General features: G+C 64.4%; 18 protein-coding genes, 1 tRNA gene and 1 pseudogene. 7 read left to right on the top strand and 13 right to left on the bottom strand.

Annotated elements, in window-relative coordinates:
• Positions 1-74 precede the first annotated feature (74 nt).
• From H5J25_RS16475 to H5J25_RS16460, 4 genes are all read right to left on the bottom strand, one after another.
• Positions 75-275, bottom strand: coding sequence for a hypothetical protein (locus tag H5J25_RS16475; RefSeq protein ID WP_225883194.1), 201 nt, complete (start codon positions 273-275; stop codon positions 75-77).
• 64 nt (positions 276-339) lie between these two features.
• On the bottom strand, positions 340-546 hold the full coding sequence (locus tag H5J25_RS16470) for a cold-shock protein (protein ID WP_202092956.1): 207 nt from the start codon (positions 544-546) through the stop codon (positions 340-342).
• Positions 547-858: 312 nt separating this feature from the next.
• On the bottom strand, positions 859-2,514 hold the full coding sequence (gene recN, locus H5J25_RS16465) for a DNA repair protein RecN (protein WP_202092953.1): 1,656 nt from the start codon (positions 2,512-2,514) through the stop codon (positions 859-861).
• Positions 2,515-2,570: 56 nt separating this feature from the next.
• Positions 2,571-3,491 carry an outer membrane protein assembly factor BamD gene (locus H5J25_RS16460; RefSeq protein ID WP_202092952.1) on the bottom strand — a complete coding sequence of 307 codons (921 nt, stop codon included), beginning with the start codon at positions 3,489-3,491 and terminating at the stop codon, positions 2,571-2,573.
• Between the two features lie 184 nt (positions 3,492-3,675).
• On the opposite strand from H5J25_RS16460, the gene H5J25_RS16455 reads away from it, so the two are divergent.
• Both H5J25_RS16455 and H5J25_RS16450 read left to right on the top strand, forming a co-directional pair.
• A complete protein-coding gene (locus tag H5J25_RS16455; protein ID WP_202092949.1) occupies positions 3,676-4,500 on the top strand; it encodes a class I mannose-6-phosphate isomerase in 825 nt (274 codons plus the stop codon).
• A 70-nt stretch (positions 4,501-4,570) separates the two neighbouring features.
• Positions 4,571-5,751 (top strand): annotated as a pseudogene (locus H5J25_RS16450) (glycosyltransferase).
• Here H5J25_RS16450 and H5J25_RS16445 read toward each other — a convergent pair.
• Genes H5J25_RS16445 through yajC form a run of 4 tightly spaced genes read right to left on the bottom strand, consistent with a single transcriptional unit; the run spans position 5,736 to position 9,079 of the window.
• Positions 5,736-6,107, bottom strand: a complete 372-nt coding sequence (locus H5J25_RS16445) for an Mth938-like domain-containing protein (protein ID WP_202092947.1) — start codon at positions 6,105-6,107, stop codon at positions 5,736-5,738. The pseudogene H5J25_RS16450 and the gene H5J25_RS16445 sit on opposite strands and share 16 nt — an antisense overlap.
• 44 nt (positions 6,108-6,151) lie before the next feature.
• The gene (gene secF / locus H5J25_RS16440) at positions 6,152-7,120 is read right to left on the bottom strand and encodes a protein translocase subunit SecF (RefSeq protein ID WP_202092946.1); all 969 of its coding nucleotides are present in this window, start codon (positions 7,118-7,120) and stop codon (positions 6,152-6,154) included.
• A 13-nt stretch (positions 7,121-7,133) separates the two neighbouring features.
• Positions 7,134-8,726: a protein translocase subunit SecD gene (secD, locus tag H5J25_RS16435; protein ID WP_202092945.1), complete on the bottom strand. Its 1,593-nt coding sequence runs from the start codon at positions 8,724-8,726 to the stop codon at positions 7,134-7,136.
• Between the two features lie 8 nt (positions 8,727-8,734).
• Entirely contained in the window at positions 8,735-9,079 is a 345-nt protein-coding gene (yajC, locus tag H5J25_RS16430; RefSeq protein WP_202092944.1) for a preprotein translocase subunit YajC, read from the bottom strand.
• Positions 9,080-9,288: 209 nt separating this feature from the next.
• Here yajC and H5J25_RS16425 point away from each other — a divergent pair.
• The 3 genes from H5J25_RS16425 to H5J25_RS16415 all read left to right on the top strand — a co-directional run bounded on the left by H5J25_RS16425 (position 9,289) and on the right by H5J25_RS16415 (position 10,744).
• Positions 9,289-9,365, top strand: a tRNA-Pro gene (locus tag H5J25_RS16425).
• A gap of 99 nt (positions 9,366-9,464) precedes the next feature.
• Complete coding sequence (locus H5J25_RS16420) at positions 9,465-9,701, top strand: hypothetical protein (protein WP_202092940.1); 237 nt, start codon at positions 9,465-9,467, stop codon at positions 9,699-9,701.
• Positions 9,702-10,036: 335 nt separating this feature from the next.
• Positions 10,037-10,744: a PEPxxWA-CTERM sorting domain-containing protein gene (locus H5J25_RS16415; protein ID WP_202092932.1), complete on the top strand. Its 708-nt coding sequence runs from the start codon at positions 10,037-10,039 to the stop codon at positions 10,742-10,744.
• 122 nt (positions 10,745-10,866) lie between these two features.
• On the opposite strand, the gene H5J25_RS16410 is transcribed toward H5J25_RS16415, so the two are convergent.
• From H5J25_RS16410 to H5J25_RS16390, 5 genes are all read right to left on the bottom strand, one after another.
• The gene (locus H5J25_RS16410) at positions 10,867-11,274 is read right to left on the bottom strand and encodes a GtrA family protein (protein ID WP_202092930.1); all 408 of its coding nucleotides are present in this window, start codon (positions 11,272-11,274) and stop codon (positions 10,867-10,869) included.
• Positions 11,271-12,896 carry an ArnT family glycosyltransferase gene (locus tag H5J25_RS16405; protein ID WP_225883191.1) on the bottom strand — a complete coding sequence of 542 codons (1,626 nt, stop codon included), beginning with the start codon at positions 12,894-12,896 and terminating at the stop codon, positions 11,271-11,273. The genes H5J25_RS16410 and H5J25_RS16405 overlap by 4 nt, the downstream gene beginning before the upstream one ends.
• Positions 12,836-13,474, bottom strand: coding sequence for a class I SAM-dependent methyltransferase (locus H5J25_RS16400; RefSeq protein ID WP_202092928.1), 639 nt, complete (start codon positions 13,472-13,474; stop codon positions 12,836-12,838). Before H5J25_RS16400 ends, H5J25_RS16405 begins: the two co-directional genes overlap by 61 nt.
• Complete coding sequence (locus H5J25_RS16395) at positions 13,471-14,463, bottom strand: glycosyltransferase family protein (protein WP_225883190.1); 993 nt, start codon at positions 14,461-14,463, stop codon at positions 13,471-13,473. The genes H5J25_RS16400 and H5J25_RS16395 overlap by 4 nt, the downstream gene beginning before the upstream one ends.
• Positions 14,464-14,703: 240 nt before the next feature.
• Positions 14,704-14,898, bottom strand: a complete 195-nt coding sequence (locus H5J25_RS16390) for a DUF6771 family protein (protein WP_202092926.1) — start codon at positions 14,896-14,898, stop codon at positions 14,704-14,706.
• A 154-nt stretch (positions 14,899-15,052) separates the two neighbouring features.
• Between H5J25_RS16390 and H5J25_RS16385 the strand changes: the two genes are divergently transcribed.
• A complete protein-coding gene (locus tag H5J25_RS16385; RefSeq protein ID WP_202092924.1) occupies positions 15,053-15,355 on the top strand; it encodes a hypothetical protein in 303 nt (100 codons plus the stop codon).
• Positions 15,355-15,585 (top strand): PX domain-containing protein, encoded by a 231-nt coding sequence (locus tag H5J25_RS16380; RefSeq protein WP_202092922.1) that lies wholly within the window; start codon positions 15,355-15,357, stop codon positions 15,583-15,585. Before H5J25_RS16385 ends, H5J25_RS16380 begins: the two co-directional genes overlap by 1 nt.
• The last annotated feature ends 60 nt before the right edge of the window (positions 15,586-15,645 follow it).

Below are 15,645 nucleotides of genomic sequence, written 5' to 3'. Positions count from 1 at the left end.
CGTCGATCAGCGGATTTTGATCGACGCGAACCGATCCGGGTTGCGGGTCGGCAATTTATCAGCGTCGAAGGACCTTAATCCTCTTCGCCAAGCATCGCCTTCGCTTCTTCGTTCACCGAACGGCGCTCGGCGGTCTTCTCTGCGCGCGTGGCCATCTCGTCCCAGGCTTTTGCGGCACGAGACCAACGGTCGCGGACATTGTCGAGCGTGGCGGAATCGGCGTCGGCTTCCGCCTGACGGGCGCGATCGCGATAGAACATGGCGGTGGTATTCAAAAGCACTCTCCCGGGCTGAATGAGAGCGCGGGCGGCGGACAATTCCGCCGCCCGCGCAGATCATTCACGCGGAAGCGAGATTGACCGCAGACATCTTGCCGCGACGGTCCTGCTCCAGCTCGTAGGAAACGCGCTGTTCCTTGTCGAGCGTACGCATGCCGGCGGCTTCGACGGCGCTGATGTGGACGAAAGCGTCATTGCCGCCCTCTTCCGGCGCGATGAAGCCATAGCCCTTGTCCGCGTTGAAAAACTTTACGGTGCCGATAGGCATAGGTATTTCCTTGGGTAGACGGAGCCGGAAGAAGAAACCGAGAGCGCCGCCCGGCTCCAGCCGGTGCGCCTCGAAACGGATCCTGCACAAGGCACGATACGGATGTGGGAAAGAGGATTGGCGAGAGGGCTGAGCGCGGCTCCGTGGCTTGAACAAGCGGGAGCGCGTAAAGTCTCTCAGCCGTGCGATGCTTGTGGGCAATCTCGCGCGATGGACTCGGTATAGCAGGTCGTTACGCGATTGTCGCGATGTTTAAATATGTGTGATTGCGCAGGCTATGATGTGTTGGGGGCCGACCCTCCGGCAGACGTCTCACGCCGTCTCCAGCAACCGCTTCGCCTGCGCCCGCGCCTCGTCGGTCACCGTGGCGCCGGACAGCATCCGTGCGATTTCCTCGCGCCGCTCGCCTTCGTCGAGCATGCGGACGCCCGTTCGCGTGACGGTGCCGTCATGGCTTTTGGCGATCAGCAGATGGTGGCGTCCGCGCGCGGCGACCTGGGGGCTGTGCGTCACCACCAGCAATTGCGTGCGATCCGCCAATCGGGCGAGTCGTTCGCCGATCGCGCTCGCCACGGCACCTCCCACGCCGCGATCGATCTCGTCGAAGATCATCGTCGCCGCGCCGCCTTCCTCCGCCAGCGCGACCTTCAGCGCGAGGATGAAGCGCGACAATTCGCCGCCGGACGCGATCTTGGTCAGCGGCGCGAACGGAGCGCCCGGATTGGTCGAAATCTCGAACTCGACCCGGTCCTTGCCCGCCGGGCCCCAGCCATCCTCCGCGACCGGAACCACGGCAGTGCGGAAGCGCGCGGCATCCAGCTTGAGCGGCGCGAGCTCGCCCTTGACCGCCGCGTCCAGTCGCATCGCCGCATCGCTCCGTTGCGCGCTCAACGCATCCGCCTCGATCACATAGGCGGTCGCCGCCTCCGCCAGAGCGCGTTCCAGCTTGGCCAGCCCGGCCCCGCCACTGTCCAGGCGGTCGAGCCGTTCGGACAGGTCCTGCGATAGCGCCGCCAGGTCCTCGGGCTGCACCCGGTGCTTGCGGGCGAGGGCACGCAGGTCGAAGAGGCGCGTCTCGTCCGCTTCCAATTGGGCGGGGTCGAACGCCAGCGCGGCGGCCGCCTCGTCCACCTTGTCCTGCGCCTCCGCCGCCTCGATGATCGCTCGGTCGATCGCCGCGAGTGCCTCGCCGAGCGCCTCGTGATCCTCGCCGACACGCTCCAGTACGCGGGCCGCCTGGCGCAACTTGGCGAGACCGCCGTCCGATCCCTCGAGCAGATCGGCGATCGCACGAAGATCGTCCGCTATCTTCTCGCCGCGCTGCATGCCTGCACGCCGCGTCGCCAGAACCTCCTCTTCGCCGTCTTCCGGGGCGAATGCAGTCAGTTCCGCGACGGCATGTTCCAACCATTCGCGGTCGCGCGCCTCGCTCTCCAGTTCGTCCTTAGCCGTCGCCAACGCCTCGGAAGCGGCGCGCCACGCACGATAGGCATGGGCCGCCGGACCGGTATCGATCCGCGCGAAACTGTCCAGCAGGGCACGGTGCCCGCGCGCATTGAGCAGCCCGCGATCGTCATGCTGTCCGTGGATCTCCACCAGATGGGTCGCCAGTTCGCGCAGCAGTCCGGCGGAGGCGGGGGCGTCGTTGACGAACGCGCGGCTTCCGCCGTCCGCCTTGACGATCCGGCGGATGATCAGCGGTTCGCCGGGTTCCGTCTCCAGCCCGTTCTCCGCGAGCAAGGCTGCCGCAGCGGGCGGGGCGTCGAAGCTCGCCGTGACCACCGCCTGCGTCGTGCCATGACGGACGAGCGCACTGTCGCCGCGCGCGCCCAGCGCCAGGCCCAGCGCGTCCAGCAGGATCGATTTGCCCGCGCCCGTTTCACCGGTCAGCACACCCAGGCCACCGGAGAAATCCAGGTCCAGGGCTTCGATCAGGACGACGTCCCGAATGGAAAGCGCGGTCAGCATATCGGCCGGGCCTTATCGCATTTCCGATTGTTCCGGAATTGTTCTTTTACAGGCTATTACGTGCCCGTGCGATTGCCCGGCGTCGGCGCGGCGGAACGATCGTCCTTCGGCGCGACGTCGTTGCTGCCGGGACGCGTCGGCGTTGCGGTCGCACCCTGGACCGGCACGATCGGCTGGCCCGGGGGAACGGCGGCGAGCGCAATGCCCGGATTTTCGCGCATCAGCTTGTAGGCACGGTCATACCATTGCGTGCCCGGATAGTTGGCGCCGAGCACTGCGGCGGATTTCTTCGCCTCGTCCGGAACGCCAAGCGCCAGATACGTCTCCGTCAGGCGCATCAACGCCTCAGGCGTGTGCGTCGTCGTCTGGTAATCGTCGACCACCTTGCGGAAGCGCATCGTCGCCGCGATCCACAGGCCGCGCGATTCGTAGAACCGGCCGATCTCCATTTCCTTGCCGGCCAGATGGTCGCGGACCAGATCGATCTTCAGCCGCGCATCGGCGGCGTAGCGGGTGTTGGGATAGCGACGCGTCAGTTCGCCGAGCGAATCGAGCGCCTGCTGCGTGATCTTCTGGTCGCGCGTGACGTCGCTGATCTGTTCGTAATAACCGAGCGCGATCAAATAGTACGCATATGGGGCGTCGCGGTTGCCCGGATGCACCTGCAGGAAGCGCTGCGCCGACTGGATCGAACTCGTATAATCGCGGCCCGAATAATTGCTGTACGCGCTCATCAACTGTGCGCGGCGCGCCCAGATCGAATAGGGATGCTGCCGCTCGACTTCGTCGAACAGCGCCGCCGCCTCCTTGAAGCGTCCCTGGTCGAGCCGCGTCTTCGCCGCGCTGTACAGCGTGCCGACGTCGCGCGCGACATAGGGAAGATCGTTCTTGCCGGTCTTGCGCGCACAGCCCGCAGTGATGGACAGGGCGAGTGCGGCGACCGCAAGCGCGATCGGGCGGGACATGAGGGTACGCATGGCCTGACGCCATAGCGCAGCCGCGCGGTTGCGAACAATGCTTTTCGAATACGACCGGAAATCGCGCGGGCCGGCGGCCGAGACACACCGGCGTGATTTGCGGATCTGCCCTTGCCTGCGGCGGAGCGAGTGCGCACCTTGTGCGTTGCAGCGCCCTGTACCGTTATTCGAAGGAACCCCCGACATGCCCGCGACCTTGCTCACCACTCGCCGGGTCGAAAAGCCGTGGGGGCGGCACACTTTGTGGCCGGGCTTTCCCGATCCTGCCGCGGATGCGCCGCCGATCGGCGAGATCTGGTTCGAGACGCCGGGCGAGAAACAGCCGGACCTGCTAATCAAATATCTGTTTCCAGGCGAGAAACTGTCGGTGCAGGTGCATCCGAACGATGAACAGGCGCACGAACGCGGCCTGCCGCGGGGCAAGGACGAATGCTGGGTCGTGCTGGCGGCGGAGCCGGGCGCGACGATCGCGATCGGCACGCTCGAACCGATGAGCAAGGAGGAATTGCGCGCCGCCTCGCTCGACGGGTCGATCGAGCACAAGTTGGACTGGAAGCCGGTCAAGGCGGGCGACTTCTATTATGCCCCCAGCGACACGATCCACGCGATCGGCGGCGGCATCACCGTGATCGAGATCCAGCAGAATTCTGACACGACCTATCGCCTCTACGACTATGGCAGTGACCGCGAACTGCACCTCAAGGACGGGATCGAGGTGGCGAACCCGAACCCCTATGTCGCGCCATCGGCGCCCGGACGCGTTGCGGACGACCGCATTCTCCTGGTCGAGGGGCCGAAGTTCGTGCTGGAACGCTGGCCCGGCGGCGACCGGACGATCACCTTGCCCGAAGGGAAGCCGGGATGGTTCGTGCCGGCGGTCGGCGAAGGCGTGGTCGACGGCGTCGCGTTCAAGGCGGGCGAGTGCCTGTTGATCGAAGGCACGGCGCATATCAGCGCGGCGGTCGGCAGCGATCTGCTCTTCGCTTATCCCGGCGACACCCGGATCTGATTGACCCGGAAACATAAAATAACACCCAGGGAAAACCGGGCTTAACTATCGCCGCGTAAAAGCGTGGCGAATGCTTCGCGTGCTTACCCTGTCCTCGCTCTTCCCGGATGCGTCGCGACCGAATTTCGGCGTGTTCGTGGGACGGCAGACGCGCGGCCTGGCGGCACTTCCCGGTGTCGACCTTCGCGTCGTTGCGCCGATCGGAATGCCGCCTGCCCCGTTCGGCCATCTGCCGCACTACGCCCCGCGGCGCGCCTTGCCCGAATGCGAAACGTGGCACGGGGTGGAGGTGCGCCGCCCGCGCTTCACGATTCTTCCCGGAACCGGGGGCGTTTTCACGTCGCCAGCCTGGTACGGCGACTGAAACCGGTTCTGCGCGATATCCGCCGCGATTTTCCGTTCGACATCATCGACGCGCAATTCTTCTTTCCCGATGGCCCGGCGGCGGTCGCACTAGGCCGTCACTTCGGCGTGCCGGTATCGATCAAGGCGCGCGGCGCGGATGTGCATTATTGGGGGACATGCGCCGGTACGGCGGCGCAGGTGCTGGACGCCGGGCGCCGGGCGGACGGGCTGCTATCCGTGTCGCAAGCCATGCGCGCCGACATGATCGCGCTCGGCATGCGGGGCGATTCGATCCGCGTGCATCACACCGGCGTCGATCTCGACCGCTTCGTTCCCGCAGACCGGGTCGCGGGAAAGGCTGCGCTCGGTATCTCGGGTCCGCTTGTTGTCTCGCTTGGCGCGCTGATTCCACGCAAGCGGCACGACGTGGTGATCCGTGCGGTCGCGTCCTTGCCGGACGTGTCGTTGCTGGTCGCCGGTGAAGGCCCCGACCGCGCCGCGCTGGAGGCGGAGATCGCGCGCAGCGGGGCAGGGGATCGCATCCGGCTGCTCGGCGCGGTCGCCCATGAGGACCTGCACCATCTGCTCGCGACCGCGGACGTCATGGCGCTGTGTTCGGCATCCGAAGGACTGGCCAACGCCTGGGTGGAATCGCTCGCCTGCGGAACGCCCGTCGTCATCACCTCCGCGGGCGGCGCGGCGGAGATCGTCGATAGCCCCGATGCCGGGCGGATCGTGCCGGCCGAGCCTGACGCCTTTGCCGGCGCGATCGCCGATCTGATCGCACATCCACCCGCCCAGTCGGCGACGCGGGCGAAGGCGGAGCGCTTCACCTGGGGTGCGAACAGCGCCGGATTACACGCGTATCTCGCCGGCCTCGTCGCGAACGCTCAGTCGAACGGATAAAGCGCGGCGGCGATCCAGCGACCTTCGCCGCGCAGCACGGCCCAGGCGCGCGCCGCGGCCCGGCTGTCCATCGCCTCGACGCCGAACCCCTTTGCCTCGAGCGCGCGGATCAAGGCCGGGGCGGGGCGCACGAGATTGGCGCCGGTGCCGAGCAGCACGAATTCGGGCGTAGGATCCAACGCCAGCAGCGGCGCGAGATCGGCTTCGGTCAGGTCGGCGAGCGGCGGCGGGCTCCAGCCATCCGCACGCACCGGGGTGATGAGCAGCGCATGATATACGCCGTCATCCACCTTGAACCCGCCACTGGAGAAGCCGGCGATGATCGGCCCGTCGGTCTGCGGTTTGTCCATCTTCATGCGTCCGGACTCCCTTGAGGCGGCATTCGCGGCGCCGCTCCCGATCAGCTGCGCGGGCCGACGCGCTCCGCAGTGTTCGGGGCGGCAGGCGCATCCGGCGTGTTCGGATCCGCGCGCAAGCCGAGCGTGATCAGCAGCGACGACGACACGTAGATCGACGAATAGGTGCCGACGAAGATGCCCAGGATCATCGCCGCGGTGAAGCCGCGCAGCACATGGCCGCCGAACAGCAGCAGCGCGCCCAGGGCAAGCAGGATCGTCAACGACGTCATAACGGTACGCGGCAGCGTTTCGTTGACCGACAGATCGACGATCTGCGGCATGTCCATCTTGCGATAGCGGCGCATATTCTCGCGGATACGGTCGTCGATCACGATCTTGTCGTTGATCGAATAGCCGATGATCGTCAGCACGGCGGCAACGATGTTGAGGTCGAACTCGTATCGGGTCAGCGCGAAGAAACCGAGCGTCATCAACAGATCGTGGACGATGGCGACGACGGTCGAGACGCCGAACTGCCATTCGAAACGCAGCACGGCGAACAGCCCGATGCCGATCACCGCAAGCACGACGGCAAGGACGCCGCGCCAGATCAACTCGCCCGAGACCTTGCCCGACACCGCATCCTGCTTGGAGAAGGTCGCGTCCGGAAAGTCCCTCGTCACTGCGGCCTGCACCTGTTGCACGGTGCGCGTCACGGCGCCCTCGTCACTGCTTTCGGGCGGCGGCAATTTGATCGAGATCGTCTTGCCGTCGCTGCCGACGGATTGCAGCCGGACCTCGCCCAGCTTCAGCGCGTCGACCGTCGTGCGCAGCTTGTCGAGCGAGGGCGGGGTCTGGAACTTCTCCTCGATCATCAGCCCGCCGACGAAATCGACGCCGAGGTTCAGCCCGCGCGTGAACACCAGGGCAAGTGCCGCGATCGACAGGATCAGGGTCAGCCCGAATGCCCATTTCCGCAGCGAAACGAACGGCAGGTTGGTATTGTCGGGTACGAGTTTCAGCAGGCGCATTGGATTTCGCCGATCAAATGTTGATGTCGGTGGGGCGGTTCTTGCGCAGCCACAGCGCGACCAGCATCCGGGTGAAGACGACGGCGGTGAACACCGACGTGGCGATGCCGATCAGCAGCACGACCGCGAAGCCCTTGACCGGGCCCGAGCCGAGCAACAGCATGATGACGCCCGAGATTGCATGCGTCACGTTCGCCTCGAAAATCGTCCGGCTCGCTTCCTTATAGCCGAGTTCGACCGCCTGCACGACCTTGCGGCCGCGGCGGCGTTCCTCGCGGATGCGCTCGTTGATCAGCACGTTGGCGTCGACCGCCGTACCGATCGTCAGCACGAAGCCGGCGATACCCGGCAGCGTCAGCGTACCGTTCAGCAGCGCCAGCACGCCGATGATGATGACGACGTTGATGACGACGGCGATGTTCGCATAGACGCCGAACCGGCCATAGGTCAGCAGCATGAACACGACCACCGCGACGACCGCGATGACCGAGGCAAGGATACCCGCCCGGATCGAATCCGCGCCGAGATCCGGCCCGACGGTGCGTTCCTCGATCACCTTCAGCGCGACCGGCAGCTTGCCTGAGCTGAGCGAGATGGCGAGGTTGTTGGCCGAGGCGACGGTGAAGCTGCCTTCGATATAGCCGGCGCCGCCCAGGATGGCGGTGTTGATGCGCGGTGCCGAGATAACCTGATTGTCGACCACGACGGCGAAGCGCTTGCCGATATTTTCCTGCGTGATCTTGGCGAAGATACGCCCGCCGGTGCTGTCGAACGAGAAATTGACGATCGGCTGGCTGTTATCCTCGGGCTTGAACCCCTGCGTCGCGCTGACCAGCTGGTCACCGGTCAGGATCGCGCGGCGCTTGACGAGGATCTTCGCCTGCGGACCGCCCTCGGGATAGTTGAGCAATTGCGTGCCCACCGGCAGCGCCTTGGTGGTCGGGTCGACCTGCGTCTCGTCGACCATCTTGAATTCGAGCTTGGCGGTCTTGCCGAGCAATTCCTTCAGCGCCTTGGGATCGTTCAGCCCCGGCACCTGCACGACGATGCGGTCCGCGCCCTGGCCGATGATCGTGGGTTCGCGCGTTCCCAGCTTGTCGATACGCGTCCGCACCACGTCCGTCGCGGTGCTCATCGCTTCCTTCACCGCCTGGTCGAAGCCCGCCTTGGTCGGCGTCATCACGATACGCGTCGAATCCACGACGCTCAAATCCCAGTCGCGCTGCCCGGTCATGCCGGCGCCTGCGGTCAGCTTGTTGAGCCGCTCGCGCGCCGCGTCGAGTTGCGTCACGTCGCGCAGCAGGAAGCTTAGCTGCTTGCCGTCGCTGGCGATGTCGCCGATCTGGATCGCCGGTGCGGTGCGCATCGCATCGGTGATGCTGTTGCGCATATTGTCGAGCCGCGTGCGCGCCAGTTCCGTCGTGTCCGCTTCCAGCAGCAGGTACGAACCGCCTGCCAGATCGAGTCCCAGATTGATCTTGGGATGCGGGAACGAACCCCATTTGTTGGTGACGGAATCGGGCAGGAAGCTGGGCACCGCCAGCAGCATCAGCGCGCCGATGAACCCCAGGATCGACAGCACTTTCCAGCGCGGGAAATCGAGCATGATCGGGCTCAGTCGTTCGCGGGCTTGGCGGTACCGGCGCCGGTCACGTCGCTCAACGTCGCCTTGACCACGCGGATGCGCACGTTCGGCGCGATCTCGACTTCGGCGACGCTGTCATCGACCTTGGTGATCTTGCCCAGGATACCGCCCGCGGTCACGACCGAATCGCCCTTCTTCACCGCGTCGATCTTCATTTGCTGCGCCTTAACGCGCTTCTGCTGCGGACGGATCATCAGGAAATAGAATACGACGAAGACGAGCAGCAAAGGCGCGATGCTCGCGAACATGCCGAGGGCGCCGCCATTGGCTGCGGCGCCGCCCGCGGTCTGGGCAAAGGCTTGGGGGATCAACATGCGTATACCTGAATGGACGGGTGGCGGGGCAGGGAGGCCCCACGCTACAAGCGCCGCGCGCTATCATCATAGAGTTGACGGTGCAACAATCGGTTGGTTCCAACCCCTGCCGCACCGGCGGCGGGCTCAGTGTCGTCTTAGGCGACACCCGGCGAATCACGACGGCGCTTGCATCGCACGCCACTCCCGCATAAACGCGCCGCCTCGGTCGGGGCGTAGCGCAGCCTGGTAGCGCATCACACTGGGGGTGTGGGGGTCGCAGGTTCGAATCCTGTCGCCCCGACCAAGAAACCATCTTAGATCAAATGGCTTATGAGTAGCGATACTTCGGGTGCCGCCGGTCGGATGGATAAACCGCCACGGAGTCGCCAAAAGCAGGCGGGATATGATCATGGTCATCCGGGGCGTGTCGGTTACCTTGGCTGTCGTATCGACGCTGGCGTATCTTCTTGCCCTCTACGTTGCGACATACGCCTGTTACGGCGATAGCGTCGGATGTGCCGCCGGCTGGACAGCGCGAACTATTGTCACTCTGGTCTACCTCATCGTGATGGTCCTGCTGATCGCGGCAACCCGGTTCATGCTCCGCATCCATGTCGAACGAGGATCCGACGAGATTTGACGCCCTGCACAGGGATCGAACCTCTGGCCGCTGGCTCGTGGTACTGGTCGTCTCCCACCAACACTCGGTAGTCGGCTGGAGCTCCAGCCATCACTTGGATACGGTCGGGCGCGCCGAAATTGCTGTATCGCAACAGATTCTTACGACTGGAAACTCCGAAACCTGTCGCTCCCGCTTACAGTTTCAATACTCGCAAGAAAAAAACGCCGGTTTTCCGCCAGTGGTGTGGGTCTTGCATGTAATCATTTGCACGGGCCACGTTAAGATCGCTTCAAACAGGGCGGAATTTGCGAGAAAGGTGCGAGTAGCAAAATAAAAATGGGAGTATGGATGTCATGACGAGATATATTTTGGCGGCCGTTGCCGCTGCTGCGCTGAGCACCGTGGCAACGTCGGCAAACGCCGCCGTTCTGGTCGCGGGCAGCACGGGCGTCGCGCCGACCGCCGGTGTGCCGGCTGGCCAGGGCACGCTGCTGGCGAGCCAGGTCACTTCGGGCCAGGCGTTCACGTTTGCGGCCACCTTCAATCAGGCTGTCTATCGGAATACGTTGGGCACGCTGGATTTCTATTTCCAGGTTCTCCGGACCGGGGCTGGCGCGATCAGCAGCCAGGAAATCCGCAGCTTCACGGTCAGTGATTTCGGCGCATATCTGGTTGACGGATATGCTTCTGGTCCGGATCCCGACGGCGCGGGCCTGTTCATCGCGGCGAACAATCCGACGCTCGCTAACGGAACCCCGAGCGGGTCGACCACCAGCTTCGGTCGTTCGCCGTCGGGATCGGTCGTCACGGTGGAGTTCGGGGCGAACGGTCTGACGGGCAACCAGAACAGCGCTACGTACATCTTCCGTACCAATGCGACGGCCTTCAATAATCTCGGCACGTTCGGCATTATCGATGGTTCGACGCTTCAGGGGCTGACATACCAGCCGACTGGCGCAGTTCCGGAACCAGCGACCTGGGGCATGATGATCCTCGGCTTCGGCATGATTGGTGCCGCATCGCGTAGCCGCAAGGTCAAGACGAGCGTCAAGTTCGCGTAAGCCTCATCCGAACAGGTGAGATTAAGCCGCTGGCCGAAAGGCTGGCGGCTTTTTGCTGCCAAAACCCGATTCATGCTCACGGGAGTCACCGCCTTCCAGCTTCAGGTGACAAAGCCCGAACCCTAGCCAAACACCCAGGTTCGCTGCAGATAGAAGCTCGCCAACGGCACGATCAGGATCGCCAGGAGGAGCGGCACCCACGCTGGCGTGCCGAGCCAGAACGTCAGTAACCATGTCACCGCGATATTGGTGCCGAGCTGCGCCAGCTGCACGATCAGGAAGCGAAGCGGACGCAGGCCACCGTCCGGACGACGCCCGTGCCCACGAAAGCTCCAAAGGCTGTGCAGCGCATAGCTGAACGTCAGCGCAATGGCGAAGGCTGGCGGTACGGCCAGGGTCGCGTGGGCGGCGGGCACACGGGCAGCCAGCGCCAGATACACGCCGCCATAGATCGACGCCGAGGCAAGCCCCGCGATACCGAAGCGCAGCAACTGCCCGATCGCGCCGACATCGGCTTGCCCAATCCTCATCGCGACGGCAGGTGGAACACGAGATCGCCGTCGCGCTCTTTCAGCGGATAGACGGCGTCGATCGCATCCGCGACGCGTGGATTGTAGCGTTCGTTGAACAGCCGGCTCGATCGGTCGCCCCGCGTCAGGAAGAAGCCGAAGTCGCCGCGGCGGATCTTCGCCACGAACCCCGCCTCGTCATACACCCCGCTATAGCCCAGCTCTGCGGCGATCGCGGGTTCGTATTCGACCGGCCTGCCCGCCCGGATAAGAAGCACCATGTCGTCGGTCACGACAGGTTTGGCGGAGGCGCGGATGCGATTCACGATTCCCGCCATCCGCACATCCCGCGCACGTAGCGCCGGGCGATCGATGTTTACTGCCGGAGTCCACCATGCAGAGATCGGCAGCGCGATCGTCAGGCAGGCGACAAGTATCGGGGATGGCCATGCATCGCCGCGATGCGCCACTCGCAAGACCGGCACCGCAGCAAGCCCGGCCAACGTAGCGATTCCACACGACCATTCGATAAGATAATTGGTGCTCGATCCGGATTTTAGGATCATGGGCAGCATCGCCGTTTTCACCGCGACGAACGACAGCAACAGCAACAACGTCGCATTGGTTTCGTCCCCACCCGTCCGGGTCCTCAGTGCTGCGTACCCTCCTTCGGCCAGCCGGCGCCAAGCGGCGTAGATCGCGAAACAGGCGGCTGCGATCAGCGGCGCCTGCGATGGCATGACCTCCATCAGCAATTGCCAGCGCTTCCAATCGAGCCGGTTGACGTTGTAGAACAGGATGTGACGCAGAAACCCGCCTTCGGTCGTGAGCGTCAGAACCGCGAGCGCAATCAGGCCCAGTCCCGCGCACCAGCCAAGCAGCGCCAGGGCTGATCGGGGGCGGATAAACCACAGCGCGACGAAGGCTGCGGCTGGCCCGGCGATGTTCGTCTGTTTGGTATAGACAGCAAGCACGAACACGAGCGCGGCCAGCGGCACCAGCGTCGGTCGGGTGAACGCGCGTACGCTCAGGACCAGCCCGCCCAGCGTCAGCGCGCAGCCGAGCATATCGACTCGCATCAGCACCGCCCATTCGACGATCGTCGAATTCATCGCGAGGCACGCCGCCGCCACTCCCGCCGACAGCCAGCGCACGACCGTGCTTTCGTCCTTCGAGACCGCGGAATATGTCAACATTCCGACGAACAGCATCGAGGCGAATGTCGATAACAGCGACACGAGCCGCCCGGCGAGCAGCTCGTCTATGCCCGCCGCCCATGCCAATGCTGCGGTCGTAAGATGATACACCGGCGGATAATGATAGACTATCGCCGGATAGGTGCGGAGCGGGGCGTAGCCCGTTCCCGCCAGCATGTTCCGCATCTGCTGCCAGACTATGCCCTCGCCATAGTCGAGGTCATAGGCGTAATCGAGCGCAAGCCAGGCCGCGACCAGCAACTTCGCCACGTTAAACAGCAATAGCCCGATCGTCAGCGCCAGTCCCGCGCGCAGCACCCAACGCTTGCGCTCCATCCCGATCGGCAATGCGTTGCGATCCTTGGTGTCGCGATCGACCGCTACGTTCATCGCGCCGGCTGCGCGACGACGAGCATCTGCTTGCCCATCGGCTTGATCGGCGACCATAGATAGGCCGCGATCAGCACCGGCCACGTCGGCAATCGCGACTTGACCGTCAGCGGCAGGAAACGGGGGCGAACCTCAAGGATGTTCCAGCCGTGCGCGCGCAACAGATCGGCCAGGCTGACATGCGAATAGACCGCGACATGCGTGTAATCGTCGAAATACTCGCGGTACGCATAGCGGTAGTTCGGCTGCAATATGGTGAGCGTGCCGCCGGGCGCGAGGGTCCGCCGGATTTCGGCCAAGGCGGCAACGAACACGTCCTGCGGCAGATGCTCGAATAGGTTGGAAGCGAATGCGTAATCGACCGCGCCGTCGCCGATGGCTCCAAGATCGTCGACCGGGCCCACGATCGCTTCGACGCCTGCATCGACCTGCTGCACCAGACCGGGCCAGGTATCGACTGCAATCCGCCGGCGCGCGACGACGGTGTTGATGAAATCCCCATATCCCGCGCCCAGATCGAGCACGCAGGCGTTCGCGGCGATCCGGTTGCGGAAGAAGTAGCGCCACAGCGCAGACCACACGCCGCCGCGCCGGGCGTCCATCTCCAGACGAGAACCGTGATAGTCGCCGCTCATGCGTAGCGCTTCCAGTCCGACAGCAATCCGACGATCATCCGCCAGCCGACCAGCAACCCGCGCCAGTTGTCGACGTTGCCGCCCTTGCTGAAGCCGATCCGCGGATGGAAGGTTATCGGGCATTCGAGCAGCACCAGATCCCGGTTCAGGGCGGTGTCGAGAAGATGCGCGTTGAATTCCAGGTTTACCGCCGGGTTGAGATGCGGCAGCAGCGCGATCAGCGCGTCGCGGCGGCAGAGTTTGTACGTCGTGCCCATGTCGGTGATCGTGCCCCGGCCGAGATGCTTCGCCTCCAGCAGCTTACCGACGAAGATGTTGCCATAGTACATGAACACGCTGAGCTGCGTCAGATACTGGCGTAGCGGTTCGACCGTGCGCGTGCCGTTGACGATGTCGGCGTGCGGAGCATAAGCGAGCAATTTCTCGATGTCATAGGCGCGGAACGTGCTGTCCCCCTCGCATAGAACCACGAATTCGGTATCCTCGAACGCCGCCGCTTCGCTCAGGCAGCGGAACACGCAACGGCCGTAGCCGGGGGCAAGTTCGTCGAACGTGATCGCGCCGGCCGCTTCGGCACGCTCGAACGTCCGGTCGCGGCTGTTGTTGCTGACCACGATCACGCGCTCGACCAGCGGATGGAGCAAGAAGTCCTGGACCGCGCCGGCAATGCTGTCTTCGTCATCGTACGCCGTCAGCGCCACCGTGACGCGACGGCGCTGCACCGGGGTGAAGCGGACCGGCACGTTGGGTTTCTTGTGGCGGTGCATATACAGCAGATCGACCAGCGAGAGCGCGATCCCCGTCATGATAGGCAAACCGCTATACCAGACGAGCGCCTCCGCGACCGGATCGAGAATATCGTGCAGGTTGAGCAGATAGCGCGGAAATACCAACAGTACGCCCGCCAGGTACATCACCATGCCGAACACGAAGCACAGCACGCCGTACAGCAATAGCGGCTTCTGGAACGGGTGCCGACTGGAACCCAAAGCGGGGAATCGTGTCGCTATCGTCGTCGCTCCGCTACACCCTCCCACCTGTTGAACAGGGCGTGGGTATGGCGTTACGGCAGAATGGTTAATGCTTTGTTCGCTCGACACGGCCTTCGAGCGTCTCCTCGCGAAGCTGCCCGCGGCTTCGGAATATGCGGCCAGCTTCCGATACTTCGCCGGAAATTCGCCCCTGCCGCGCCTTCCGCCTGTCTCTGTCGTCGCGGCGATCGCGCTGCGTCAAAGCGCCAGTTTGAGTTGCCGGGCATCCAGTTCGAGTCTGGTGATGATCGCCTGCGCGATATCGGCGGCAGCGCGATCGCGGACCTGTTCATCGTCCGATGACAGCGCGAGCCGGGTAACGTGCGACGTGGACATGATCGCGGCGGCTATCAGGGAAGCCGTCGCTGGCGAACTGGGCGATTCGAAGAACATGGATCGACGGATATGATCGTCAGGATGAACGGCGATTGGCTGAACCCGGTCGTGCCTCGATAAACCTGTTTATCGTCAGATCACGACCGTCATGGCACCGCAGGCGGCTTGAGCCGTTCTGATGTCTGGCCATGCCGGCTCGAGAGTAAGCACCATGAAATTGACCGCAAAATTCGATACCCGACGCGAAGCCGAAATGACCGTCGAGCGGCTCGTCCAGCAATTCGAAATCGATCGCGAAAAGGTCGCGATCGTCGCCGACGGTGACGAGAATACCGCCGGGGTCGCCGAGGCGGGTTCCGACAACAAGGCGGGAGAGCCGAGCCCCGAAGCGCGGGACGACGCGGAATTGAACGGCCGGGTCGTCGTGACCGTCGAGGTCGCCGACGATGCCACCGCCAGCGAGGTCCGCGCGGCGTTCAACGAATTCGACGCATCCGAACAGGCCGCGCAGTAATGGCGGCCGATCCCGTCACCCGGACCCGGCAGCGCGAGATCGCGACGGAACACCTGCTGTTCAAGCTGATGGAATATGTCGAGCAGCGCCAGGCCGGGCTGCTCGATTTCATGGAACAGAGCCTGGACCATCTGGGCGATCCGGCGACCGACGACACGAAGGATGACGAGGCCGTCCGCCGCATCGCGCGTGCCATGATCGACAGCGCCCGCAAGCAGGGGCCTGCCTAGGCGATCTCCGGGCGATCGCGGCCGGCCATGTACGTGGCTCGGATCGCGTTTCGCCCGGAG

The organism is Sphingomonas aliaeris (genome assembly GCF_016743815.1).
GTDB classification, from domain to species: Bacteria; Pseudomonadota; Alphaproteobacteria; order Sphingomonadales; family Sphingomonadaceae; genus Sphingomonas; species Sphingomonas aliaeris.
This window is presented reverse-complemented; position numbering and strand designations above follow the sequence as displayed.

Bases quoted from the DNA above. Each gene is read 5' to 3' on its own strand.
- H5J25_RS16470 (WP_202092956.1), bottom strand. From the start codon at position 546: ATGCCTATCGGCACCGTAAAGTTTTTCAACGCGGACAAGGGCTATGGC.
- recN (WP_202092953.1), bottom strand. From the start codon at position 2,514: ATGCTGACCGCGCTTTCCATTCGGGACGTCGTCCTGATCGAAGCCCTG.
- H5J25_RS16460 (WP_202092952.1), bottom strand. From the start codon at position 3,491: ATGCGTACCCTCATGTCCCGCCCGATCGCGCTTGCGGTCGCCGCACTC.
- H5J25_RS16455 (WP_202092949.1), top strand. From the start codon at position 3,676: ATGCCCGCGACCTTGCTCACCACTCGCCGGGTCGAAAAGCCGTGGGGG.
- H5J25_RS16445 (WP_202092947.1), bottom strand. From the start codon at position 6,107: ATGAAGATGGACAAACCGCAGACCGACGGGCCGATCATCGCCGGCTTC.
- secF (WP_202092946.1), bottom strand. From the start codon at position 7,120: ATGCGCCTGCTGAAACTCGTACCCGACAATACCAACCTGCCGTTCGTT.
- secD (WP_202092945.1), bottom strand. From the start codon at position 8,726: ATGCTCGATTTCCCGCGCTGGAAAGTGCTGTCGATCCTGGGGTTCATC.
- yajC (WP_202092944.1), bottom strand. From the start codon at position 9,079: ATGTTGATCCCCCAAGCCTTTGCCCAGACCGCGGGCGGCGCCGCAGCC.
- H5J25_RS16420 (WP_202092940.1), top strand. From the start codon at position 9,465: ATGATCATGGTCATCCGGGGCGTGTCGGTTACCTTGGCTGTCGTATCG.
- H5J25_RS16415 (WP_202092932.1), top strand. From the start codon at position 10,037: ATGACGAGATATATTTTGGCGGCCGTTGCCGCTGCTGCGCTGAGCACC.
- H5J25_RS16410 (WP_202092930.1), bottom strand. From the start codon at position 11,274: ATGAGGATTGGGCAAGCCGATGTCGGCGCGATCGGGCAGTTGCTGCGC.
- H5J25_RS16405 (WP_225883191.1), bottom strand. From the start codon at position 12,896: ATGGTCGCCGATCAAGCCGATGGGCAAGCAGATGCTCGTCGTCGCGCA.
- H5J25_RS16400 (WP_202092928.1), bottom strand. From the start codon at position 13,474: ATGAGCGGCGACTATCACGGTTCTCGTCTGGAGATGGACGCCCGGCGC.
- H5J25_RS16390 (WP_202092926.1), bottom strand. From the start codon at position 14,898: ATGTTCTTCGAATCGCCCAGTTCGCCAGCGACGGCTTCCCTGATAGCC.
- H5J25_RS16385 (WP_202092924.1), top strand. From the start codon at position 15,053: ATGAAATTGACCGCAAAATTCGATACCCGACGCGAAGCCGAAATGACC.
- H5J25_RS16380 (WP_202092922.1), top strand. From the start codon at position 15,355: ATGGCGGCCGATCCCGTCACCCGGACCCGGCAGCGCGAGATCGCGACG.